The 25,480-nt window shown below is 39.2% G+C and carries 20 protein-coding genes; 16 read left to right on the top strand and 4 right to left on the bottom strand.

The window, feature by feature from the left end; genetic code table 11:
- Positions 1–43: 43 nt before the first annotated feature.
- Entirely contained in the window at positions 44–1,246 is a 1,203-nt protein-coding gene (locus IGJ39_RS09480) for a YdcF family protein (protein ID WP_019723698.1), read from the bottom strand.
- A gap of 329 nt (positions 1,247–1,575) precedes the next feature.
- A complete protein-coding gene (locus tag IGJ39_RS09475) occupies positions 1,576–2,883 on the bottom strand; it encodes a serine hydrolase (protein WP_104776396.1) in 1,308 nt (435 codons plus the stop codon).
- 476 nt (positions 2,884–3,359) lie between these two features.
- Here IGJ39_RS09475 and IGJ39_RS09470 point away from each other — a divergent pair, with 476 nt between their 5' ends.
- The 9 genes from IGJ39_RS09470 (at position 3,360) to IGJ39_RS09430 (ending at position 12,763) form a co-directional block, all read left to right on the top strand.
- Entirely contained in the window at positions 3,360–4,466 is a 1,107-nt protein-coding gene (locus IGJ39_RS09470) for a baeRF6 domain-containing protein (protein ID WP_438764552.1), read from the top strand.
- A 375-nt stretch (positions 4,467–4,841) separates the two neighbouring features.
- Positions 4,842–5,042 (top strand): cold-shock protein, encoded by a 201-nt coding sequence (locus tag IGJ39_RS09465; protein ID WP_005875554.1) that lies wholly within the window; start codon positions 4,842–4,844, stop codon positions 5,040–5,042.
- Positions 5,043–5,322: 280 nt separating this feature from the next.
- On the top strand, positions 5,323–8,112 hold the full coding sequence (locus IGJ39_RS09460) for a helicase C-terminal domain-containing protein (RefSeq protein ID WP_195273244.1): 2,790 nt from the start codon (positions 5,323–5,325) through the stop codon (positions 8,110–8,112).
- 68 nt (positions 8,113–8,180) lie between these two features.
- Positions 8,181–8,684, top strand: coding sequence for a cell wall elongation regulator TseB-like domain-containing protein (locus IGJ39_RS09455; protein WP_104776393.1), 504 nt, complete (start codon positions 8,181–8,183; stop codon positions 8,682–8,684).
- 26 nt (positions 8,685–8,710) lie between these two features.
- A complete protein-coding gene (locus tag IGJ39_RS09450) occupies positions 8,711–9,904 on the top strand; it encodes a pyridoxal phosphate-dependent aminotransferase (protein ID WP_062804936.1) in 1,194 nt (397 codons plus the stop codon).
- A gap of 30 nt (positions 9,905–9,934) precedes the next feature.
- Positions 9,935–11,233 (top strand): asparagine--tRNA ligase, encoded by a 1,299-nt coding sequence (gene asnS / locus IGJ39_RS09445; RefSeq protein ID WP_010734979.1) that lies wholly within the window; start codon positions 9,935–9,937, stop codon positions 11,231–11,233.
- A 160-nt stretch (positions 11,234–11,393) separates the two neighbouring features.
- Complete coding sequence (locus IGJ39_RS09440) at positions 11,394–12,029, top strand: SGNH/GDSL hydrolase family protein (protein WP_104776392.1); 636 nt, start codon at positions 11,394–11,396, stop codon at positions 12,027–12,029.
- A complete protein-coding gene (locus IGJ39_RS09435) occupies positions 12,026–12,370 on the top strand; it encodes a hypothetical protein (protein ID WP_104776391.1) in 345 nt (114 codons plus the stop codon). Before IGJ39_RS09440 ends, IGJ39_RS09435 begins: the two co-directional genes overlap by 4 nt.
- Positions 12,371–12,403: 33 nt before the next feature.
- Entirely contained in the window at positions 12,404–12,763 is a 360-nt protein-coding gene (locus tag IGJ39_RS09430) for a YccF domain-containing protein (RefSeq protein ID WP_104776390.1), read from the top strand.
- Positions 12,764–12,834: 71 nt separating this feature from the next.
- Here IGJ39_RS09430 and IGJ39_RS09425 read toward each other — a convergent pair whose 3' ends face one another.
- Both IGJ39_RS09425 and IGJ39_RS09420 read right to left on the bottom strand, forming a co-directional pair.
- Positions 12,835–14,127 (bottom strand): hypothetical protein, encoded by a 1,293-nt coding sequence (locus IGJ39_RS09425; RefSeq protein WP_108146283.1) that lies wholly within the window; start codon positions 14,125–14,127, stop codon positions 12,835–12,837.
- A 110-nt stretch (positions 14,128–14,237) separates the two neighbouring features.
- Complete coding sequence (locus IGJ39_RS09420) at positions 14,238–15,416, bottom strand: hypothetical protein (RefSeq protein WP_108146282.1); 1,179 nt, start codon at positions 15,414–15,416, stop codon at positions 14,238–14,240.
- 207 nt (positions 15,417–15,623) lie between these two features.
- Between IGJ39_RS09420 and IGJ39_RS09415 the strand changes: the two genes are divergently transcribed.
- The 7 genes from IGJ39_RS09415 to copB all read left to right on the top strand — a co-directional run bounded on the left by IGJ39_RS09415 (position 15,624) and on the right by copB (position 25,215).
- Positions 15,624–17,705: a heavy metal translocating P-type ATPase gene (locus IGJ39_RS09415; RefSeq protein ID WP_438764549.1), complete on the top strand. Its 2,082-nt coding sequence runs from the start codon at positions 15,624–15,626 to the stop codon at positions 17,703–17,705.
- Positions 17,706–18,003: 298 nt separating this feature from the next.
- The gene (locus IGJ39_RS09410; RefSeq protein ID WP_010734986.1) at positions 18,004–19,467 is read left to right on the top strand and encodes an APC family permease; all 1,464 of its coding nucleotides are present in this window, start codon (positions 18,004–18,006) and stop codon (positions 19,465–19,467) included.
- 100 nt (positions 19,468–19,567) lie between these two features.
- Positions 19,568–20,101: a topology modulation protein gene (locus IGJ39_RS09405; protein ID WP_438764547.1), complete on the top strand. Its 534-nt coding sequence runs from the start codon at positions 19,568–19,570 to the stop codon at positions 20,099–20,101.
- Positions 20,102–20,176: 75 nt separating this feature from the next.
- On the top strand, positions 20,177–20,617 hold the full coding sequence (locus IGJ39_RS09400; RefSeq protein WP_019723074.1) for a CopY/TcrY family copper transport repressor: 441 nt from the start codon (positions 20,177–20,179) through the stop codon (positions 20,615–20,617).
- Positions 20,618–20,630: 13 nt separating this feature from the next.
- Positions 20,631–20,840, top strand: a complete 210-nt coding sequence (copZ, locus tag IGJ39_RS09395; protein WP_010734989.1) for a copper chaperone CopZ — start codon at positions 20,631–20,633, stop codon at positions 20,838–20,840.
- Positions 20,841–23,024 carry a heavy metal translocating P-type ATPase gene (locus IGJ39_RS09390; RefSeq protein WP_438764544.1) on the top strand — a complete coding sequence of 728 codons (2,184 nt, stop codon included), beginning with the start codon at positions 20,841–20,843 and terminating at the stop codon, positions 23,022–23,024.
- A gap of 25 nt (positions 23,025–23,049) precedes the next feature.
- A complete protein-coding gene (copB, locus tag IGJ39_RS09385) occupies positions 23,050–25,215 on the top strand; it encodes a copper/silver-translocating P-type ATPase CopB (RefSeq protein ID WP_108146276.1) in 2,166 nt (721 codons plus the stop codon).
- Positions 25,216–25,480 lie beyond the last annotated feature (265 nt).

The raw sequence follows: 25,480 nt of genomic DNA, 5'->3' as shown, positions 1-25,480 counted from the left end.
ATTGAAAGAAAAAAAGAAGTTGCATGAAGCGCAACTTCTTTTTTTAGGCGATAAGTGTGATCAAAGCTAATAAACCAGTCAGTCCAAAGATAGTACCACACACGACCATATGCCGTTTTTTGTGCAACATCAAGATGGCAATATATTCTCTAAGAAAAGCATTCGGCAAATAATAAAAGGCTGTTTTTGCACCAATACCATTAGCTTTTAACTGTGCTTGCTTCGCAAAGAGTCCCGCACGGAAAATATGGTAATTATTGGAACTGAAAATCGCACGATAAGCGCCACCGCCAGATTCACGATCCATCAATTCTTTGGAGAAACGCATATTTTCTAATGTGGTTGTTGAATTTGTTTCAACTAAAATGTCTCGCTCGGGAATCCCTTTTTCCAAAGCATAGTTTTTCATGGCGATTGCTTCTGGTAATTTTTCATCCGCACCTTGACCACCAGACATCAAAAGAATCGGAGGATTTAGCGTAGCATGACTTTGTGCCCAATAAAAAGCGATCGCTTTATCGATCCGTTTGGCTAAAAGAGGAGAGACACGTTCCCCGTTGATCAGACCTGCTCCTAGCACAATAATATAATTCTGGTTGTAACGTGGTCGGTTGAACTGATACAAGAAAGAGACAGTCATAAAATTATAAAAGACAATGAACAGATAAATCAAAATGACTGCTATACCGGAAAATAGCACATTGACCCACGCCGGCAAGTAATTGATTAGAAATACAGTGGCTATTAAATAAAGCGTCAAGGCAATCCCTAATAGCAAAGTCAAAAGATTGGCTAACGAACGTGATTCTCTTTTTAAGACGATGATGCCATTCCAAATGAGAAAGACGACTAAAATATACACACCAAATAGTAAAATCAATAGAACTGGTACCGCAATCAAAGCAAAAATACCACCAATAAAGATATTCTGGGTCTCAAAAAGCAAAAGTAATAAATAAGTGCCAAAACTAATCAAAAATAAATTGAATATCAAACCATTCAGTAGTCGCCTTTTTTCGGTAAAGTAAAAAAAAGCAAAGATACTGAAAAAAGCGAGAGGGATCAAGAAATAAAAACTCGCATAAAAGATCTCTAATACAATGAAATACGTAAGCATCAATGCGAATGTCCAAGTACCACAATAAAAGAATAATGCTGGATCTTTTTGTTTCCTACGCCAGGTGATGATCCCAACCATCCCTAAAATATAGAGAATCGAAAAAATCAAATCTCTTGTTAAATTCATATGACCAACTCCTTTTTCTAATCGTGTAGTCATCACTGCGAATGGAGAACAGATGGATAACAGTAGTGATGATTATTCAACACGAACTGATAGTGTTACTCGCCCCTCATAGACCAACCCTACAAGTAACAATCTACCATATACAGTATAACGAAAAATTTGTAAAAATGCTGTTATAAAAAAAGAAAAAATAGAAAATACATTTATTTTCTGTAAGAAGCAGAAAAATACCCAAACAGTAAAGGTTGATGGCGTCTCGTCAATTCGTGAAGAAGAGCCAGCATTTACTGTTTGGGTAAGGAGTGGATGTAACTATTTGGAATGTTTATTTAGAATAGATTACTGAAAAAATTAGTGACATTGCGCCAGCCAATCACAAAGATATTCGCTTTTTCAACCGAACTAGCAGTGATGATGTCTGTGCTTGGAGAGGCACCATCTTCTAAGTAACCTAATTGATCATCAGCTAAAGTGATAGTGGCTGTTCCAACCTTTGTGCCTCTAACGATCGGTGCTTCAAGTTCATTATCCTTTACTTTTGTCTCATCGATCTTAGGTGTGATCGTCAATTGACCCGTATCCATATCATTTCTGACCCAGACACTGACTGGGCTTTTTAGTACGACATTGACAGAAGTTTCTTTTCCGTTTTTCACATCGATCGATTTGAGTGAAGGAATGCTTGCGTTTGCTTTACCGATTTCTTTGACTGACCAGTTATCATAGCAATAATCCATCAAGCGAGCCGTTTCGGTGAACCGAACGCTTGGATTTAACTCATGGCCTTCCGCATTCAATACTACTGTAATGATTCGTTTGCCGTCTCTTTCGATGGTACCGACAAAACAAGCCCCAGCAAAATCAGTCGTTCCAGTTTTTAGACCATCAACGCCTTCTTTGAAGTTGATAAAACCTGGAAGCATCCAATTCCAATTGACCATTTCCACCGGTGATTGTGTATTTTCACCAAACATTTTTGTTGCAGTGCTCGTCACTTCTAGTACCTCGGGAAAATCAAGTAACAGATGACGTGCGATGATCGCTACGTCTTTTGCGGACATTTGATTTTCATCTGCCTCGCCAGTACCTTCTGGACGATTTGCGCCGAGGTACACGTTGTTCAAGCCAGAAACATTGACGATCGTTGCATTTTCAATGCCCCATTCTTTTAACTGGTCATTCATGACAGTCAGAAAGGCTGTTTCGCTGCCAGAGATCTTTTCAGCTAAAGCGACCATTGATGCATTGGCTGATTGGATAAAAGCAGAGTCAAAAAGTTCTTTTACAGTATAGGTATTCTCCTTATGTAAGGGAACATTCGATAAATTAGGTGCAATACTCAAGGTTTCAGCATAATCGGAGATTGCCACTTCATCATCCCAGGATAATTTTCCTTCTTTGACTTGGTCAAGTACGATGTACAACCCGATGATTTTTGAGATTGACGCGATCCCCATTGTTTTTTCTCCGTCTTGGTCGTATAAAATTTTTCCGCTTGTTGCGTCCACAGCAAATGCTGCTTGGGAATTCACAGAAAATGCTTCATCGGCCTGTACGGATAAAGTTGGCAAGAATGATCCTAACGTCAAAAGAAGCGTTGCCAACAGTAAAGCGAAATGTTTTTTCTTAGTGCCCATGTCCAATCTCCTTGTTTTCTAATTTGATTTGCTACAAATTAAAATTTTATCAGAGAGTGTGCGTAGTTTCAATCTTTCTGAAAAAAACTTTAGATAAACCAAACGAACACAAGAGGATAGTTAGCGTTGATTCTTTTTGACTCGTACAGGTTGAGCCTCGGGTTCATTTAGACGAAAGGCAGTGAATACAAATAGAGCAGTCATACATAGTAAACTAAATATCATCAATAATTGCATATAAACACCTCGATTTCTACTTTTCTCTATGTTATCAGTTAGGTATGAATAATTTCGCTGTGAAATGTAACGAATCATTGATGAAATTTTGAAGAATAGTTGAAGAAAACAATCCTTAATCAGAGATGGGATTGTAAACGATTTTTTGTCTAGGGACCATTTTGTTTTATGGATAAAAATGGTTGTGGTAGACTTTAGTTAGTAGTATTGAAGAAATGATTTTTAGGAGGGGTACGTTTATGGCGAAAAAGGATAGAGAGTTACTGTCACAACTGACTTCAGCAGGTGTCAAAGGACCATTTATTACTATTATGCTAAACACTCACGTTGCACATCAAGATGTGGAAAAAGATCAGATCAAATTCAAGAACTTTGCAAAAGAAGCAAAAAAACGTTTTGAAAAGAAATATGAGGAGCATGATTGGTCGAATTTTCAAAAAAAAATCGATCAACTACTAGAAGATGCTTCATTTTGGCGCAGTGCCACTGCGAGTGTCGCGGTGATCTTGTCTCCTGAAAGTACCATTGTTCATCGTTTGAGCATTGCAGTAGATGATCAATATTATGTAAGTGACCTACCTTATTTATTAGCGATCATTAAAAATGGACATTTTAACTACTCGTATTATTTACTGGGATTGAATCGTGATTCAATGAAGCTTTACGAAGTAAGCAACAAACAAGTAAAAGAAGTTGATCTACCCGAAGGAGCACCTACAGATGTGGTGACAGCTTTAGGATCTGAGCTGACAGGCGGAGGGATCAACTACTCGTCAAACGGAAGTGAAGGTTCAACTTTCCATGGAGTTAACCCTAAGGATGAAGAAGTTGAAATTGACTGGATCAACTATTATCAAGCGGTCGATGAATTTCTCAAAGACAGCTTGGATAATCCTGAAAAATGGCCTGTGTACTTGTATGCTTTACCTGAAAATCAAACAATGTTCAAAAAAGTGGCGAAAAACCCTTATTACCGTTCAGATGTGGCGATCTCAGCTTCACCTGCCCAATTATCTTTAAAAGATATTGAAGCAGGTGCGAAGAAACTGTCGGAAGAATTAGCAGCGAAGGAAGCAAGTAGCTACAATCAACTGCTAGATAAAAAATTCTTGGATCAACTAGTGGACATCGTGCCAGCAGCGAAAGAGGGAAAGATTTCTCACTTATTTATCGCAACCTCTAATCTCGCTGACGGTTTTGGTGAAGACCCAGAAACAGAGTACGACCGTCGACAAGTGTTGAATCAACTAGCTGACGACGTAATCACCAATGGCGGACAAGTCTTTATCTTGGATCAAAAAGATGCGCCTGACGAAAAGAGCTTGACCGCGATATTGCGTTATTAGTCTCTAGGAACAGTACCTAGAAACGATGGATAATCCGTTTATAAGAAAGGAAAAGCCATGCAGATCATTTACTTGATTTCGTGGCTTTTTCTTATTTCTCAAAGAAGAAAGGTGAGAAGATCACCTAACTGAAAACTGAATTTTTTTTAAGCGGGAATTAAAAACGTTCGTTTTCTTTGGAGAAATAAGCAAAAGAATGAAAAAAAAATAAAAAAATTCGAAAATTTACTAGCTAAACTGTAATTAATGTGCTACAATAACTATGTAGTTTTTGTTCGGTAATCTTGGTAGTTTGTTTCAAATAAACATCTTCCAGATATTCACCATTCAAGTAATTGCAAAATATGTGTTTGATACACAAGGAGGATTTTTATTATGGAAACAGGTACAGTGAAATGGTTTAACTCAGAAAAAGGTTTCGGTTTCATTACAGCAGAAAACGGCAACGATGTATTCGTTCATTTCTCAGCTATCCAAGGTGATGGATTCAAAACTTTAGAAGAAGGCCAAACAGTAAACTTCGATGTTGAAGAAGGTCAACGTGGCCCTCAAGCAACTAACGTTGTTAAAGCTTAATTAACCCACTACTAAATAAAAGCTCAGTCTGCTAGTTCCTAGCGTTCTGGGCTTTTTTGTGTTTTCTTATAATATTCTCTGACCGTCTTCACCTAAGAACATCTCTCAGGTTAGGTGGATAAAAGATAACGAGATAAGGTGGTAGGACGTGAACTTACTACTTCTTTCAGTAACAGAGATAACTACAGACGTATACATTAGGTTGATTTCCTAAGAATTTTCAAGTGTTTTGTAGTATAATTTCAAAAGAAGACTAGAGGGAAGAGAAGAGGAAGATATGTTGAAACCGAAAACTTATGCAGTCGTCGATATTGAAACGACTGGGACAAATCCAAAAGAAGATCGCATTATCCAATTTGGATGTGTCATGATCGAAGATGGGCGGATCACCTCTCGTTATTCGATGGATATCAACCCTGGGCGAAAAATCTCAAAACAGATCCAGCATTTGACAGGGATCACCAATCAACGTGTCCATCGTTCACCCTATTTTGAAGATGTAGCACAAACGATTTACAACCTTCTAGCGGATACCATCTTCGTGGCGCATAATATTTATTTCGATTATCAGTTTTTGAACCATGAATTGATTCGGTGTGGTGTACCCAAATTAAAGATTCCGGGAATCGATACGGTCGAGTTGGCACAGATATTTTTACCGACCGAACCAAGCTTTCGTTTAGCTGATTTATCTGAAAGTCTGGGTTTTATCCACGATAATCCCCATCAGGCTGATAGCGATGCAGAAGTGACAGCCCAACTGCTCTTACTGATCGAAGAACGGATGCGCCGCTTACCTTTAGTGACACTTGAACAAATCGTGAAACTGAGCAATCATACAGGGATGGATACCAAGTTATTCATCGAACAAATCACTAATGAGTTGAGAAAGCAGCCACCACCTTTATCGGACGAACTGGAAATCATCGAGGGAATCGCCTTACAAAAAAAAGAAGTCGAATTATTTTCAGAAGTCTACTATGGTCATAAAGATTATCCAAGAAAAAAACAAGCGAAAGAAAAAATATTTGGGAAAACATTGATGTATCGTAAGGAACAAAATCGTTTGATGAATGTCGTTTATGATCATTTTACCAAAGATGAATCCAAAAATTTGATGATCGAAGCTGCGACTGGTATGGGCAAGACGATCGGCTATCTATTGCCTCTTAGCTATCTAGCTACACCGGAGAAGCCGGCAGTGATCAGTACGGTCTCACTTGTTTTACAAGAGCAGATCATGGAAAAAGATATTCCTTTGTTGAATCAATTATTCGACCAACCGATCCAAGCAACGATTATCAAAAGCTACCGCCATTATCTCGATTTGCAACGGTTTAAAGCTACACTCCTTGAGCCGAAGGAGCAAAAGCAGTATGCACTCTACCAAATGACGGTTCTTGTCTGGTTGACACAGACGAAAACAGGGGATTTAGACGAGTTGCATCTAACGAATTTGAATCATGCCTTTTTTACAGATGTTTCCCATCGGGGGCTTGATTTTTTAGCAAAAAAACAAGCATTTTATGAACAAGATTTTATTCGATTTTTGCATCGACAAATCAAGCAAAGCAATTTCTTGATCGTCAACCATGCTTTCTTAGTCCAAGAAACGCAAAGAAAGACACCGTTGTTGCCTGAAAGTCCTTATTTATTGATCGATGAGGCGCACCATTTGCCTGAAATTGCTGAAAAAGTCAATGATCAACGATTCAGTTTGAGCTATTTTAACAAGGAAGTGCAATTATTCGAAGAGCCTGACCGCTTGTTCGATTGCTTCAAAGGCTATCTGCCAGCCAATCATGAGGGGCAGCGTTGGCTTGATATCTACAAAGAAGAGTTGTCCGCGCTTCGTGAAGCACAGCTTTGCTTAGCTGAAGGGTTACTGGAGATTGTCCCTCAACAAAAAAGACAAACTTACCCGGAAGAAGTCATGATCACGAAAGAAGACATGGATAAATTATCTTTTGAGGCAATTACAGCCATTGACCATCTTCATCTTTTTTACCAAGAAATAAAGGAATTGCAACACAGGATTCGTTCGGGATTGGAAGTGCTTCAAGAAAGTTGGACGAAGCAAATGCGGGTCGATCTTGCAAGTCTGTATGCTTTGTTTGATCGTTTAGATCAACAAGCTAGTTTTATGGAAGAATGGTTGGAGAATTGGCAAGAAAGTTTAGTCCATTGGTTCGTTCCAGGAGCCACACCACAGCAGACGATGTTCCATCTCCATGATTTCACTGCTGCACTGATCCCAAATACAGTTTGGTATCAGCGCTATGAACGGATTTTATATATAGGCGGGACATTGAAAGTAGGGCCAGATCGTCAATACTTAGCAAAACGATTAGGAATTGAAGGTACTCCGCTGAAAGTCATTGCCTCTCCTTATGATTACGAAAAACAAGCGCGGATCTTCGTGCCAAAAGAAGCACCAGAGATCAATCAATTAAGTGGTACAGCGTATGTCGACTATCTAACGGATGTGTTATACCAGTTGATCAGACAAGAAAAAAGACCGATCTTGGTTTTATTTACCTCTCATGATATTTTACAAAAGGTGTATCAACGGATGCATTTGACGATGCTTGAACAAGGAAGAGAGATTTTAGCTCAAGGAATCGGTGGCAGTCGGGAGAAACTATTGAAACGCTTTGTTCTTTCTGATATGAGCGTACTATTCGGTGCAGATAGTTTTTGGGAAGGTGTCGACCTGCCAGGAGATGCCTTACAACTAGTCGTCATTACACGGCTTCCATTCGATCATCCACAACGTCCAATGGTCAAAGCGAGAAATGCGTATTTAGAATCGGAAGGCATCAATCCTTTTTATCAAGAATCCTTACCAAAGGCAGCACTGAAGGTCAGACAAGCTTTAGGTCGTTTGATCCGTTCGGAAACGGACAAAGGTGTCTTGCTGATTTTAGATCGACGATTGGTGACCGCAAAATATGGCGCGAGGATCATTCATGCCTTGCCTAAAAAGATGCCTGTCCAAGAGGCACCTTTTGAAAAAATTTGTGAGGACATCCATGATTTCTTAAACAAAAACGAAGAAATTAAGCCATGATCGAGGACTATTTTTACCTCGAAATCTGTTATAATGGACATCAATGAAAAAAGAAGGAGCGACAGTCCTTGAAGAATCAGACAAACAAAGAACATACGATCAATCGCGTATTGTTGGGCTTGATCATCGCTTTATTGGCAGTAATCGTGATCAGTACTATTTTTTATCTGCGCGCGACACGCCCAATGACGCAAGCAAAACAAGAAGCGACAAAACTAGCTGAACAATATGCAAATCTTGAGGAAGTGGACCAATTCTATTGGTTTACTCGAGAAGCCACTTATTTTTCATTAACAGGTCAAAATGATAAAGGGCAAGATATTGCAGTGATCATTCCTAAATCGGGTGAGCGAGTAAAAGTATTAGAGCAAAAAGCAGGATTGACCGAAGAAGCTGCCCGCCAAGAAATCAGCCAGAAACATCCCGATCAACAAGTGGAAAAAGCTTCTTTAGGGATGTACAAAGATGAACCAGTATGGGAAGTCATGACCAAAACCTCTGATGATCAGTTGAATTATTATTTACTTTCTTTTGAAACGGGAGAGGAAGTCAAAGTCATCAGCGGGATATAGAAAAGACGGATGAAAGGATAGATTGGATGAAACAGTCAAAAAGAGTGGAACGCTTAGAGCCTTCCGTAACACTAGCAACTGCAGCAAAAGCGAAGGCATTGAAAGCACAAGGGAAAGACATTATCAGTTTGACCGTAGGAGAGCCTGATTTTGCTACACCTGAAAATATCCAAGAAGCAGCGATCGCAGCCATCAAGAATGGAAAAGCAAGCTATTATACGCCAACAGCGGGTATTCCAGAATTAAGACAGGCAATCGTTTCGTATCTGGAAACCTATTATGGCTTGACTTACGATGCTTCTCAGACGATTGTGACAGACGGGGCGAAATTTGCCCTCTATGCCTTATTCCAAACAATCCTAGATCCAAAAGATGAAGTCATCATTCCAGTACCTTACTGGGTGAGCTATGGTGAACAAGTCAAGTTAGCAGAAGGTGTCCCTGTTTTTGTCACTGGTCAAGAAGTCAATGATTTCAAAGTGACCCTCGAACAATTGGAACAAGCACGTTCTTCCAAGACAAAAGCAGTCATTATCAATTCTCCTTCTAATCCGACGGGGATGATCTATACAAAAGAAGAACTACAAGTTATAGGTGAATGGGCAGTAAAAAACGATATTTTAATAGTTGCTGATGATATTTATGGCCGATTAGTTTATAATGACAATGAGTTTACTCCAATTGCAACGATTTCAAAAGCAATACGTGAACAGACGATAATCATCAACGGTGTATCAAAAACCTATGCAATGACAGGCTGGCGTATCGGATACGCGGTCGGCGATCAAAAAATCATTGATGGGATGATTGCGATTGCATCACAATCAACTAGTAACCCAACTGCAGTCAGTCAATATGCGGCTGTTGAAGCATTACAAGGGGAACAAGATACCGTTGAAGAGATGCGCAAAGCATTTGAAGAACGTCTAGACATCGTATTTCCGCTTGTTGCTGATTTGCCTGGGGTGTCGGTCAAAAGACCACAAGGCGCATTTTACTTGTTTCCGAATGTGAAAGAAACGTTAGCGATATGTGGCTATGAACAAGTGACGCCGTGGGTCGAAGATCTACTAGAAGAAGCAGGGGTTGCTCTAGTTACAGGTGAAGGTTTCGGCGCACCGGAAAATGTTCGTTTGAGTTATGCGGCGAATCTAGCAACGTTAGAAGAAGGAATCCGACGAATCCAACGTTTTATTGAGAGTAAAAGTCAAAACGAATAGAAATTATTATAGGACAAAGGAGAATTTTACGTGGAACAAATTCAAATCATCGATTCAAAAAAACATGTAGGCGAAACAGTAACGATCGGTGCTTGGGTCGCTAATAAGCGTTCAAGTGGGAAAATCGCCTTTTTACAATTGCGAGATGGGACAGCATTCTTCCAAGGAGTTGTCGTAAAAAGCGAAGTGCCTGAGGAAGTTTTCCAAATGGCAAAAAATCTTTCTCAAGAAACATCGATCCTTGTGACAGGTGAGATTCGTGAAGATAGCCGTTCTAAATTTGGCTATGAAATCGGGATCACGAACATTGAAGTAGTGAGTGAAAGTCATGATTATCCAATCACACCAAAAGAACATGGAACAGATTTCTTGATGGATCATCGTCATTTATGGTTACGCTCTTCACGCCAACATGCAGTGATGCAGATTCGAAATGAAATCATCCGTGCAACCTACGAATTTTTCAACAACAACCAATTCGTTAAAATCGATCCACCGATCTTGACTGGCTCTGCCCCAGAAGGAACCACCGATCTATTTGAGACAAACTACTTTGATCAAAAAGCATATCTGTCACAAAGTGGTCAATTGTACATGGAAGCTGCTGCAATGGCATTTGGTAAAGTATTTTCATTTGGACCAACTTTCCGTGCTGAAAAATCAAAAACACGTCGTCATTTGATCGAATTTTGGATGATCGAACCTGAAATGGCGTTCACGCATCAAGAAGAAAGCTTAGAAGTACAAGAACAATATGTTGCTTTCTTAGTTCAAAGTGTATTAGATAATTGCGAGTATGCTTTAGACGTCTTAGAACGTGATAAAGAAGTATTGAAAACTTATACTAAATTACCTTTCCCACGTATCACGTATGATGATGCCATCGAATTATTGAAGAAAAATGGTTTTGACGATATCGAGTGGGGCGATGATTTCGGTTCACCGCACGAAACGTTCATTGCGAACTCATTTGAACAACCAGTCTTTATCTTGAACTATCCAAAAGCAATCAAACCATTCTACATGAAACCACATCCAACAAGAGAAGATGTCGTGATTTGTGCAGATATGATCGCACCTGAAGGATATGGCGAGATCATCGGCGGAAGTGAACGTGCGACTGACTATGATTTCTTACTTGAACAAATCAAGAATCATGGCTTAGACGAAAAAGAATACTCATGGTACCTAGATCTACGTAAATACGGATCTGTTCCACATTCTGGTTTCGGCTTAGGCTTAGAACGTACAGTGACTTGGATCTCAGGGATCGATCATGTACGTGAAGCAATTCCATTCCCACGTTTGTTAAATCGTATTTACCCATAAGAAATAAGACGCGTTCCACGAAAATCGTTCATCGCATTTTCGTGGAACGCATTTTTTTTAAGAAGTTATTATAAAATCACTATTGTTCCAATTCCTTCTTTCTTTGGCTAGATGTGTGTGGGATAATAACGTAAAAGTGGCAAGGAAAGTAGGGTGTGTGATGGAACAACGACTTTTATTCATTGGAGATAGTATCACAGATGCGGGTAGAGGAACTGACGATCTCGGTCAGGGCTATGCACTGTTAACAGCGGCAAAATTGGCTGCGAGTGATCCAGAAAACACGTGGACATTCGTCAATCGCGGAATCGGCGGGAACAAGTTAGCAGACCTAAAGAAGCGCTGGCAAGCAGACTGCATCGATTTGAAACCTGATATGGTCTCGATTTTGATTGGTATCAATGATACATGGCACAATGTAGGCGAGCCTGCAGCATTTGCGACAAAAGAATCTTTTGAGCGTTTTGAAGCCGATTATCGGTATTTACTTGATCGTTTAGTGGAAAGTGGCATCAAAAAAATCGTCTTGATGGAACCATTTGTTTTGCCAGAGCCTGACGATCGGAGAAGTTGGCGTAGTGATCTTGATCCAAAGATCCACTTGATTCGTCAACTAGCAAAAGAATATCAAGCAGTTTTTGTCCCGTTAGATGGAACGTTGAATTCTTTAGGCATCTCATATGGCTATGAGAAATATACAGGGGACGATGGTGTCCATCCGACACTACTGGGTCATGAAACGATTGCCAATATTTGGATAGAAACGGTCAAAAAAAGAAAAGAGTGGTTTGAATGATCATTCGCCCAGCAACCGAAGCAGATCTACCGATGATCAATACGTTGATCAGGCAACAAGAAAATCGATTCTTGGAGGAACTAACGCTGCCAGATATAAACGATCCATTGAATATATCGTTTATAGCAGCACAAGATGACGCAGAAAAACAAATGATTTTCGCTTTTGGACAAGCGAGACAAATCGAAACGACTGAAGCAGATCAGCAATCAGGTGAACTGGTTCAAACGATTTTTGTGGCAGTTGATCAAGAAAGAACAGTAGCCGCTCAGTTTATGGAGCAGTGGTTACTAGAAGCAAAAAAACGTAAAATCAAGAGAGTCGATTTCAATGGGTTTTAAAGTAAGACTCTCGTTAGAATGGAGAAAGAAACAATGAGTTGTATTGGAAACATTATTTGGTTTATTTTTGGTGGTTTACTCGGCGGACTTAGTTGGACGGTAGCAGGTGTATTATGGTGTATCACAATTGTTGGTATTCCGGTCGGGCTACAATGTTTCAAACTAGCTTCTTTATCGTTTGCGCCCTTTGGAAAAGAAGTCATTTATACAAACAATGGCGTGTCTTTGATCGTCAATATCATTTGGTTGATCGTGTCAGGTTTGCCGATTGCTTTAGGTCATGTCATCAGTGGGATTTTACTTTGTATCACGATCATTGGTATTCCTTTCGCAAAGCAATCCTTCAAACTAGCACGCCTAGCGTTGATGCCATTTGGGGCAGAAATCGTTTAAATAGTCACTAAATATAAAAGTAACTCTCTTGCACAGTTGGTTGTCTGTCCAAAGAGTTACTTTTTTTACACTTAGCGAATGATATCTGTATGTTTTTTAGGTATGTGCTTACTCAAAAAATTCGATTTGTTGGTTGCGTCTACTACGCGATGATTAAAATTTGTTTGTGTAAAGGACGTTTGTGTTGGAGAAGTTGGAAGTGGTACGTCTGTGGCGTTACTTTTAGAGGTCTGTCTATCAGAAAAAATCCTATCTTTGACTGTTTTGACTGTTCCCCCAAACCGCTGGCTCTTAGCTTTTACTTTTTGTCGAAATCCCTCTTTAAATGGTTGATCTGTTCCATCGATGATTGCGTTGATATGAGCATCCAATCGTTTCAATCGTCTGGAATCATCATAAAAAACATGATAATAATATGGCGCGACCTCGACGGATTGATTTTTGACAAATTTTTTAGGTGTTTTAGGATCTTCGTAGACTTTCTTTACGAAATCATCCGAAATATCGACGAAATCATCTCTGGAGATAGTTTCTTTTAGACCAGTGATGTTTTTTCGCTGTTCGTAATGTTTCCATAACTGGGAAAATTTTTCATTATGCTTTGTATTTTCACCTAGAAAAGTCTGATAGAAACGCTTGCGAAATACCATTGATGAACAAAATTTTGGTTTTACTTTGCCTTCAGCAAATGGTGGAGTGAATGTAGCCTTTTGGCAATGATAAAGGGCACTTCGAAAGGTAGTAAGTGGTTCTAAGATAGGACAAACAGGGACTAGCGCATATTCTCTCATGTCAAAATCAAGGTTCTTTGGTGGCGTTTCTGATAGTTGGTTGATTGCATCAATGATATTGATCTTAGACTCGCTATGGTGTTCGAGTTTTGTTGCAAAAAGTATTTTGCTTAATTTTTCCAAATGATCTGCTGGGATAGTTGATAAATGATTACCCATGTTTGTATTAGCCGAAAATTTATCTATTTTAGCGACAAGATAGTCATGTTCTTGCTTGTAGATGATCAAAGTATAAATATGATTATGATGAGAAGAAGGACTTACGGTGTATGAGGGAATAATCATAAAACTTGCTGGATCATTCCTTTTCATATTTCTGATTTCCGCTTCTAATTCTGTCGGTTTTTTCATTTCATAATAGGTTATGGTACGTGCTAAAGACTGGATTACTAGGGATTTTCTAGGGTGATCGATCAAAGTGCCGTCCTCATCATTTTCGATCATTTTGATAAATCGAGAGAATAAAAATTGGTAATTCTTTTTTCCATCTGAACCGACCACTTCAAAAGCTGCTGCATTTCCTAATCTTAAAGCAAGTGCCAATTGGTGGTATTGTCCATCAAAATCAAGCATAATAACTCTCCTTATTTTTTATTTTTGTGAAGTGATCCCACTATAGAAAGGATAGGATAAATTTACTTGGCAACTGTTTTTCGCTTTATTTCAATTCCGTAGGAAAACAGTTACCTTTGTATTGAACACACTTGGCGCTCTTTTTTTGAGAGAAAACTCATGTAGGTAACATTAGCTGATGAAGTAGAAGCAATCCTATTACTTAGTGTAAAATCTTGAGAATTCTCAGCGTTTTTATGTTGAGATCTATCAGTTGCTATGTTCTTTTTATTGGTTATATGACTAATTTTTGTGTGTAACGTTTCCAATTTTTTTGACCTTGAATGAAATACTTTATAATTTTGTTGACTTGCTTCATTTGTTTGATTTCTCTTAAATTCTATTGGAACGGCTGGATCATTTAAGACTTTATTTAAATATTTAATAGAAAGATAGCGGATCTTTCCTATGTATTCTTTATCAACTAATTGAGTTTCTGCTTTTCGCATGATGTAATAATGCCATAATATAGAAAATTGTTGATTATGTTGCTCATTATCGGTTAAGAACGTTTGATAAAATCGCATCCGAAGCTCTTTTGAAGGCCATAGTTTTGGATTGATCACTTTCTTCTCCTTGATTTCGGCAGATGAAATTGGCTTATTGCAATTGTACACAGTCCATTTTAATGCTGTTAACGGTTCAAGTATCGGGCAATTTGTAACACCTGGATAACCACGCATTTCCACATGTAAAGCAGAGGGTTTTTCAACAGCTATCTTTTTTAGTGTTGAGAATATATCTACAGATATTCTCGTCTTTCGATACTCAAACTTAGAACAATAAAGAATATCGCTAAGCTTATTTAAATTTTTTTCATCAATTTTAAGCTGGAAGTTCGTAGTCATTGACTCTAATTTATTGATCTTAGTAACAATGTAGTCCTTATTTTTGTGAATGATCAAGCTATATATGTGATCATGAAATAATCTTGTAGTAGTAGAGTAAGAGGGGATGATGACGAAGCTAGTTGGGTCATCCTCTCTTAAATTTTCAATGATGTGCTGAATATCTCTTCTTTTTTTTCCATCATAATAGTCAATGGTCTGTTTAAAAGAGTGTATCAAGTCATTTTTTTTATCTGTTTCAATAAAAAAGGAGTCTTGATCATTTTCGATCATTTTAATCAATTTTGAAAATAAAAATTGATAATTTTCTTTTCCTTTCTTTCCGACTGCTTTGAAGTTGGCAGCTTTTCCTAGTCGTAAAGCCATAGCTAGTATATGGTATTGATCGTTGAAATCAATCATGTATTACCTCCTTTATTTTCTATTGTAAAAGTTTATCATTCGTCACTTTTACATAAGCACCTTCTTTTACACCTTGCAGAAATAATGATTCTCTCGAACGATAATTCAATCATGAGCTGTTATTACTATGATTTGACATATGAACAATCATTCATGTATAATAACTTATGAAGAGATAGTCATATGTTTAGTGAGGAGGGACTTGAAATGAAAAGTTATCAATTAGAAGGATTAGATTGCGCAAATTGTGCGATGAAAATCGAAAAAAAAGTACAAGCAATACCTGGCGTAAAAGAAGCATCAGTCAATTTTGCGACTGGAAAAATGATGATCGATGCAGACAAAGCGGTCATTGAAGCGATTGAAAAGCAAGCAACAGAAGAAATCCATCGATTAGAACCAGAGGTCAAAGTAATCGAAGTGAAAAACCAGATAAGTGAAAATCATGAACCAGAAAAAGAAAATAAAACAGCGTTGTTACGTATCATCATAGCGTCACTTAGTTTACTTTTATTGTTTTTATGGAAGCCTGCTGAGCCTATTCGTTTCATTACTTTTCTCGCCATTTTTGTTCTCATTGGCTTTGATGTCATCAAGCAAGCAATCCTCAATATTCGTAAAGGACAAGTGTTTGACGAAAACTTTTTGATGTCGATTGCAACTATCGGTGCGATGATGATCGGCGAATATCCAGAAGCAGTTGCTGTGATGTTGTTTTATCAGATCGGTGAGTATTTCCAACATTTTGCGGTCGATCAGTCTCGTCGGTCAATTCGTGAGTTGCTGGCGATCCGACCGGAAGTTGCTCATGTGATCAATGAAACCGGCTTGGTAAATAAGCTACCAGAAGAAGTGCAGATCGGTGAGGCGGTCATGGTCAAACCAGGTGAAAGAATTCCTTTGGACGGAACGATTTTGAAGGGACAATCTCTCGTTGATACTTCTGCATTAACAGGAGAATCATTGCCTAAAGAAGTGATGAGTGGTGAAAATGTATTAAGTGGTTTTATCAATAAGACCCATCCTTTAACCATCGAAGTAAAAAAGAACTATGAAAATTCGACCATCAGCAAATTATTAGAACTAGTGGAGACAGCAAGTAGTAAAAAGGCACCTGCTGAAAAATTCATCACTAAATTTGCTCGTTACTATACGCCGATCGTCGTTGCTTTAGCTGTTCTTTTAGCAACTGTCCCACCCTTACTTTATGGAGGAGATTTTTCTGAATGGATCTATCGAGCATTGACATTTCTAGTGATCTCTTGTCCATGTGCATTGGTCATTTCTGTTCCGCTTAGCTTTTTCGGAGGAATCGGTGGAGCGAGTAAACAAGGGATACTTGTCAAAGGTGGAAATTATCTAGAACTTTTAGCTCGTACAGAAACAGTGGTATTTGACAAAACAGGTACCCTGACCAAGGGTGATTTTGCCGTACAAAAAGTTGTTTCTACCATTGACGAGAAAGCATTTATGAAATATGTGGCGAGTCTAGAAAATGTATCGACACATCCAATCGCCAAGGCGGTCATGGATACCTACAGTGGCCCGTTATATGAAATTGAAGAACCTGCAGAAATCGCTGGAGAAGGAATCAACGCACAGGTCAAGGGACAAGAGGTACTTGTCGGAAATCAAAAATTATTGGCTCGCTATGGAGTCGAGCAACCAGAGAATCATGAAATAGGAACATTGATCTATTTAGCGATCGACAGTCAGCTCATGGGCTATTTAGTTATTGCGGATACGATCAAACCAGATGCAACATTTGCTATCGAGATATTGAAAAAAGTCGGCGTCAAAAAGACAGTGATGTTGACTGGTGATGCCCAAAAGATTGCGGAACAAGTCGCAAAAGAGGTTGGAGTCGATACAGTCTATAGTGAACTGCTTCCAGAAGATAAGGTAGAAAAATTAGAAGCATTGATGAGGGAAACGACTCAGAAAACTGCCTTTGTCGGTGATGGGATCAATGATGCACCGGTATTAGCTCGAGCAGATGTGGGAATCGCCATGGGTGGTTTAGGCAGTGATGCAGCCATTGAAGCAGCCGATGTCGTCATCATGAACGATGAGCCATCAAAACTTGCGGAGGCGATTCAAATTTCAAGAAAAACGCTGAAAATCGTCAAGCAAAATATTGCGTTTGCTATCGGAGTAAAAGTAATCGTATTGGTTCTCGGAGCTATTGGCTTTGCTTCTATGGGAAATGCAGTCTTTGCCGATGTGGGTGTGACCCTGATAGCAGTTTTAAACGCCATGCGTGGGCTATCTGTCAAAAAAGTCAAATAAATAGTCAAAAAAGCACCGTTAAACCACAGAAATCATTTATTTGAGGACTGTGGTTTTTCTGTGATTAAAATAACTGGAAGATTTTAATTGTTCTGAAAATTCCAAAATAGTTAGAAAATACTTCTTGTTTGTGCGCCTTTAGATTAGGTATTAGAGGATAAAATGAAAAATAAATGTAAAAACAATGTGTTTTACCTAAAATAATCCACAAATAAAATAACGAAGTGTTGTAAACATTATGAAAATTGAATATGATAGTCAATGAATAATTATTAAATATTTATAAAGGAGAAATCAGATGAACGAAAAACAACTGCGCTGGTTTACAGTAGCGTTGATTGCATTCAACATGGTCTGGGGTATGGGGAATGTCGTCAATAACTACGCGCAACAAGGAATCTCAGTAATCACTTCATGGTTATTGATCCTAGCTATTTATTTTATCCCCTATGCACTGATCGTCGGTCAATTAGGATCAGCATTCAAAGATAGTAAAGGGGGCGTTAGTTCTTGGGTAGAAAATACTACTTCGAATAAACGCTTAGCTTATTATGCTGCCTGGACATATTGGGTCGTGCATATTCCATACTTAGCACAAAAACCACAAGCGATTTTGATTGCAGCTGGTTGGGCAGTTCAAGGAAATGGCGATATCGTCAATACGATGTCTGTCCAAATGGTCGCAGTGATCTCCTTGATCATTTTCTTAGCTTTCTTGTATCTATCAACAAAAGGCTTATCAACGTTGAAAGTTATCGGTGGTTTAGCAGGTACAGCGATGTTCGTCATGTCATTATTATTCATTTTACTTGCTGTTACTGCGCCATTCATCAATCCAACGATGGAATTTGCGACAGCAAATATGAACCAAGTCAAAACGTATATTCCTAAGTTTGACTTTAGTTACTTTACGACTGTTTCAATGTTAGTCTTTGCTGTAGGAGGCGCTGAGAAAATCTCTCCTTATGTTAATTCTACACGTAACCCGGCAAAAGAATTTCCAAAAGGGATGATCTTTTTAGCAGCGATGGTCGGTATCTGTGCTGTTTTAGGTTCTGTGGCAATGGGTATGTTATTTGCAAGTGACAATATTCCAAAAGATTTAATGGCAAACGGTGCGTACAGTGCCTTCCAAATCTTAGGTAACTATTATGGTATCGGTAATGCATTGATGATCATCTATGCATTGACGAATATGGTCGGTCAAATTTCTGCCTTGGCATTTTCTATTGATGCGCCATTGAAAATCTTGTTAGCCGATGCAGATCCAGAATTTGTACCAAGTTGGTTACGTAAACGTAACCGTAAAGGAACGTTGGTCAATGGTTACATGTTAACTGGTATCTTAGTCGGTATCATCATTCTATTACCGATTATTGGTATCAAAGATATGAATGAATTAGTTAAATGGTTGACGAACTTAAATTCAGTCGTTATGCCAATGCGTTACTTATGGGTATTCCTAGCCTATATGATGTTGAACAAAGCATACAAAAAATTCACGTCAGAATATAAGTTCGTGAAAAATCCTAAAGTTGGATTCATCTTTGGTGCTTGGTGTTTTGCTTTCACTGCGTTTGCATGTATTTTGGGAATGGTACCAAAAGTGGAATACGCTGCTGATCCACAAGCTTGGTGGTTCCAATTGATCTCAAATATCGTCACACCGATCATTTTGATTTTACTAGGTATGATCTTACCAGCGATCGCACGTCGTGATAATAAGAAAAATCCATTGAAAGAACCAGTTTCTCAACTTTAAAAAAATTTGACCGAATCAGTCCAACGATTGGTTCGGTCTTTTTTTGCGTTATTAAGAATAAGAGGTAAAATAAAAAGATGACCATTCGAAGGAGGACAAGATGAAAATAATGATTATTGGACAGTCCGGTGCAGGTAAATCCACACTTGCAAGAAGCTTACAAGCAACGACAGGAAGCCCTCTTTTAGCCCTTGATCGATTGTGGCTAGCAACGGACTATGGAAAAGCAGCCAAGCAGTGGTTGTTAAAAGAACAGGGAAAATTTATGGCTGAGAACAAGGATTGGATCATCGAAGGGAATTATCTATCGATTGCAAAAGATCGAATTGAACAAGCTGACTGGATCCTGTTACTTCGCTTGCCGAGACACATCGCGATGTATCGTGTGGTCAAACGTTCGCTCAAACGAAAATTAGATAAAAGTACCCGTCCAGATGTTCCAGAAGAATTTATAGAAAAATTCGACAAAGAATATTTGGACTTTTTACTTTTTGTTTGGCGTTTCAAGAAAGAAAGAGAACCCTTAGCAATCAAAAAAATCTATGAACACGGAGCAGAAGGAAAATTAGTCATTTTGAATGGTCCGCGACAGCAAAAAAAATTTTTAGAGCAATGGCGAAGTAGAAGTAGTTGACACTTTTCGTTTACAAGTGTAATCTGTATTTATGAATGAAGTTTACAGTTGTAAACGAAGAGGAGAGTGATACATATGGAAGAAGTGAAAAAGCCAATCAAAATCAGTGATTCAGAATGGGAGATCATGCGTGTCATCTGGACATTAGGAGACACCACTGCCCAAGAAATCACACAGATCCTTTCTGAATCAATGGGCTGGAAAGCAGCAACAGTCAAAACGTTATTAGGGCGACTTGTCAAAAAAGAAGCGATTTGGACAGAACAAGAAGGGAAAAAATTTATTTATCATCCAGCGGTGTCTGAAACGGACACTGTGCAAAGTGCTGCAGAGAATTTATTCTCACATATTTGTGCAAAGAAAATCGGCGAGACGATTGCAGATCTTGTTTCAGAAGCAACTTTGACACAAGCAGATATCGACCAAATCATGGCAGAACTAAAGAAAAAAGAGCCAGTAACAACTATCCAGTGCAATTGCATTCCAGGACAATGCCATTGCCATCAAAACAACTAGGAGGAAACCAGCGATGAAAACAAAAGTAACGATCAAAGGAATGAGCTGTAAACATTGCGTTGCACGAGTGGAAGAAACGGTCAATGCACTACCGGGTGTTAAAAAAATCAATGTCAACTTAAAAAAAGAGATTGGAACTGTGTCATTAGATGAAACAGTGATCCAACCATCAACGATATGTCAAGCAATCAATGATTTAGGCTATCAAGCAGAGGTGATTTAAATGGAGCATCCAGCTAAAAAAGACACACTCGTGATTACTGGAATGACTTGTGCAAATTGTGCTGCACGAATCGAAAAAGAGTTGAATGAACAGCCGGGTGTATTATCTGCGACTGTTAATCTGGCAACAGAAAAAGCGACGGTCAATTATCAGGAAGTATCAATCGAAGAACTGATCCAAAGTGTTGAAACCATTGGTTATGGTGCGATTTTATATGATGAGGCACATAAGCAAAAAATTGCAGAAGAAAAGCAAATTTATTTAACAAAGATGAAGCGAGATGTCATCATAGGTGCTATCTTGACGCTTCCTATGATGATTGCGATGATTGCAATGATGTTAGGCTTTCATGGAACGCTTGTCCATTTTTTCCATGATCCATGGGTTCAACTGATTTTAGCAATCCCTGTCCAGTTTTATATTGGTTGGCGCTTTTATGAAGGAGCGTATCATGCCATCAAAACAAATGCACCCAATATGGATGTATTAGTGGCAATCGGTACGACCGCCGCATTTGCGCTTAGTGTATACAATGGTTTTTTCAGTACACATTCATCGGACTTATATTTTGAAAGTAGCAATATGATCATCACACTGATTTTGTTAGGGAAATATTTGGAACACACAGCGAAAAGCAAAACCGGCGATGCCATCAAGCAGTTGATGTCTCTTCAGAAAAAAACAGCACAGGTCATAAAAAATGGTGAAGAAAAGACCATACCAATCGAGGAAGTAGAGATTGGGGATATTTTACTCGTCCGACCGGGAGAACAAATCCCAACAGATGGGAAAGTCATCAAAGGGGATAGTGCGATCGATGAAGGAATGTTGACTGGAGAAAGTGTGCCAGTTGAGAAAAAAACGGGGGATCTACTCTTCGGCGGAACCATCAATTCCACAGGGATTCTTGAAATGACGGTGACCCAAGTAGGAAAAGGAACTGTCCTCTCACAAATCATCCAAATGGTGGAAGATGCCCAAGGAAGTAAAGCACCGATCCAAAAAATTGCTGATAAGATTTCTGGTATTTTTGTTCCTATCGTTTTAGTCATTGCTTTCTTTACCTTAATAGTCACTGGACTCATCAGTGGCAACTGGGAACTGGCAGTGATCCATAGTGTTTCAGTGTTGGTTATTGCTTGTCCTTGTGCGTTAGGACTAGCGACACCAACTGCTATCATGGTTGGTACAGGATTAGGCGCACGAAAGGGTATTTTGATCAAAGGCGGCGAGGCATTAGAAGCTGCAACACATCTAGACACGATTCTTTTAGATAAAACGGGTACGATCACACAAGGTAAACCAGTGGTCACAGACGTTATTGGTGACGAAGAAGTGTTAACGATCGCCACCACATTAGAGCAAGGCTCAGAGCATCCTTTAGGAAAAGCCATTGTGACTTATGGAAAAGAACAGGCGATCGCGACTTTGCCTGTGGTTCAAGCAAAAGCACATCCGGGTGCTGGGATCAGTGGGGTAATCGATGGAAAATCTTATTTTATTGGTACGAGAAAACGACTAGTGGAGCTGAACGTTTCATTTGAAGCGTATCAAGAACAAGCGTTACAATTAGAACGACAAGGAAAAACCGTGATGTTTCTTGCAGATGACAGACAAGTATTGGGTATGATCGCTGTGGCTGATCAGATCAAAGAACACGCACAATCAGCAATCCAACAATTACAAGCCCAAGGATTGGCAGTTTATATGGTCACAGGGGACAATCAATCAGTTGCAACGACGATTGGACAAGAAGTTGGTATTCCAAAAGAAAACATCTTTGCTGAAGTATTACCTGATGAAAAAGCAGGCTATGTCGAAAAATTGCAAAAAGAAGGAAAACAAGTGGGAATGGTCGGTGATGGTATCAATGATGCCCCCGCCTTGGCTTTAGCAAATGTCGGTATCGCCATGGGGAATGGCACCGATATCGCCATGGAAACAGCAGATGTAACGTTAATGAATAGTCAACTCTCGTCGATTGGACAAACGATCGAACTTTCAAGTGTGACCTTGAAAAAAATCAAACAAAACTTATTTTGGGCATTTATTTATAACACGATTGGCATTCCATTTGCTGCGTTTGGCTTATTGAATCCAATCATTGCCGGAGGAGCGATGGCCTTTAGCTCAATCAGTGTGTTACTCAATTCATTAAGTCTAAACCAAAAAATGAAGAAATAAACGGTTCAACAAAGGAAAGGACAGAATGAAAATGAACGAGCAAAAAAAACAAACGATGCACGAGCATCATCATGATGAAATGAAGCAACAAAAGAACATGACACACCATAAAATGGATCATACGAGTATGGACCATACAAAAATGAACCACGAGAGCATGGCACATGAGCATCACTCAATGGATCATAGTTCCATGGATCATCATGACCATATGAGTGGCGGGATGGATCATTCGATGCACATGGGGAATTTTAAACAAAAATTTTGGTTGTCCTTGTTGCTAGCGATTCCGATCATCTTGTTTTCTCCCATGATGGGCATGGAATTCCCCTTTCAAGTGACTTTCCCTGGCTCTGATTGGCTCGTCTTGATCTTGGCGACCATCTTATTCATCTATGGCGGACAACCCTTTTTAAGTGGTGCTAAAATGGAATTGAAACAAAAAAGTCCAGCAATGATGACCTTGATTGCTATGGGAATCAGTGTCGCCTATGTTTATAGTGTCTATTCTTTTATCGCAAATCTCATCAATCCCCATACTCATGTAATGGACTTCTTCTGGGAATTGGCGACGTTGATCGTCATCATGTTGTTAGGACACTGGATCGAAATGAGTGCCGTTTCTAATGCAAGTAATGCGTTACAGAAATTAGCAGAATTATTACCGGAAACGGTCAAACGATTACGTACAGATGGGACAGAAGAGACAATTTCTTTAAAAGAGGTCAAAGAGGGCGATCATTTAGTCGTTCGAGCAGGAGATAAAATGCCAACGGATGGGAAGATCCTGAAAGGTGAAACGATCGTGGACGAATCTGCCGTAACTGGCGAATCCAAAGGGGTCAAAAAGCAAACATCTGATCCAGTGATCGGTGGTTCGATCAATGGAGACGGCACTATTGAGATCGAAGTGACTGGAACTGGTGAAAATAGCTATTTAGCCAAAGTCATGGATATGGTCCGTCAAGCACAAGGTGAAAAGTCAAAACTAGAATCTTTATCTGACAAAGTAGCCAAATGGTTGTTTTATGTCGCATTGATCGCCGGCCTATTGGCATTTGTTGTGTGGCTCTTTTTAACCGATTTACCAACTGCTTTAGAACGGATGGTCACCGTCTTCATTATTGCCTGTCCTCATGCGTTAGGTTTGGCGATTCCTTTAGTTGTTGCACGTTCGACGTCGATTGCTGCTAAAAATGGGTTGTTGCTCAAAAGTCGTCGCGCCTTAGAACAAGCCAATGAGTTAGATGTCATCATGCTGGATAAAACAGGTACGTTGACGGAAGGGAAATTCACCGTCACTGGTATCGAAAGCTTAGACGATGATTATCCTCAAGAAGAACTATTGAAATATCTAGGTGCCTTAGAAGCGAACGCCAATCATCCTTTAGCCATTGGGATCATGCGTTATTTGAAGGAACAAAATATTTCTCCTTATCAAGCAGAGAATCAAAAAAATCTTTCAGGGGTTGGCTTAACTGGCACAGTAGCAGATAAAAATGTAAAAGTAGTCAACGAAAAAGAAATCAAACGTTTAGGACTTGAAATGGCAAAGGAACGATTAACTCCTTACGAAGAACAAGGGAATACAGTCAGTTTTCTATTGATCGATGATCGTTTAGTGGGATTAGTGGCTTTAGGCGACATCATCAAAGCAGAAGCAAAAAACTTTATCCAAAGTCTCAAAGAAAGAAATATCACTCCGGTGATGTTGACTGGTGACAATCCACATGCAGCAGAAGTGGTCGCACAATACTTAGGTATTGAAGAGTATTATGGCGGACTTTTACCAAATGACAAGGAAGATATCGTCAAACGTTATCAGGAACAAGGGAAAAAAGTCATCATGGTCGGTGACGGAATCAACGACGCCCCAAGTTTAGCACGTGCGACGATCGGGATGGCGATTGGAGCAGGAACCGATATTGCGATCGACTCAGCGGATGTGGTTTTGATCAACAGTGATCCAATAGATATCTTGCATTTCTTAGATCTAGCCAAACAAACGAGAAAGAAAATGATCCAAAACCTATGGTGGGGAGCTGGTTACAACATTCTTGCCATTCCTTTGGCAGCAGGGATTCTTGCACCGATCGGGATTTTGTTAAGCCCAGCGATTGGAGCTGTCTTGATGTCATTGAGTACCGTAGTTGTAGCACTGAATGCGTTGACGTTGAAGATCAAAGAATAATCATTTTTAGTAAATAATTATTGAATAATGAGTGAATATGACTATGTCAATGCGGTCGGGACAGAAATGTTCAGTCTCAAGAAATAAGGCGCTAGCCACGAAAATTGTTTTTCAAATTTTTGTGGCTGGCGTCTTATTTCTGAAGAAGTTACTTCTGTTCCTGCCGTTTATCCGGTTTTAGGTGGTGGGAGAGAACGAAGGGCCCACTTCTTTTTTGTCGTTGGTATGATTTACACAAACGAGAGACTTTGGATTAATTTCTGGT

Source organism: Enterococcus sp. AZ140 (assembly GCF_051714405.1).
Classification (GTDB): Bacteria; Bacillota; Bacilli; order Lactobacillales; family Enterococcaceae; genus Enterococcus_B; species Enterococcus_B pernyi.
Note: the sequence above shows the minus strand (reverse complement) of the source record. Positions and strands in the feature narration are given on the sequence as shown.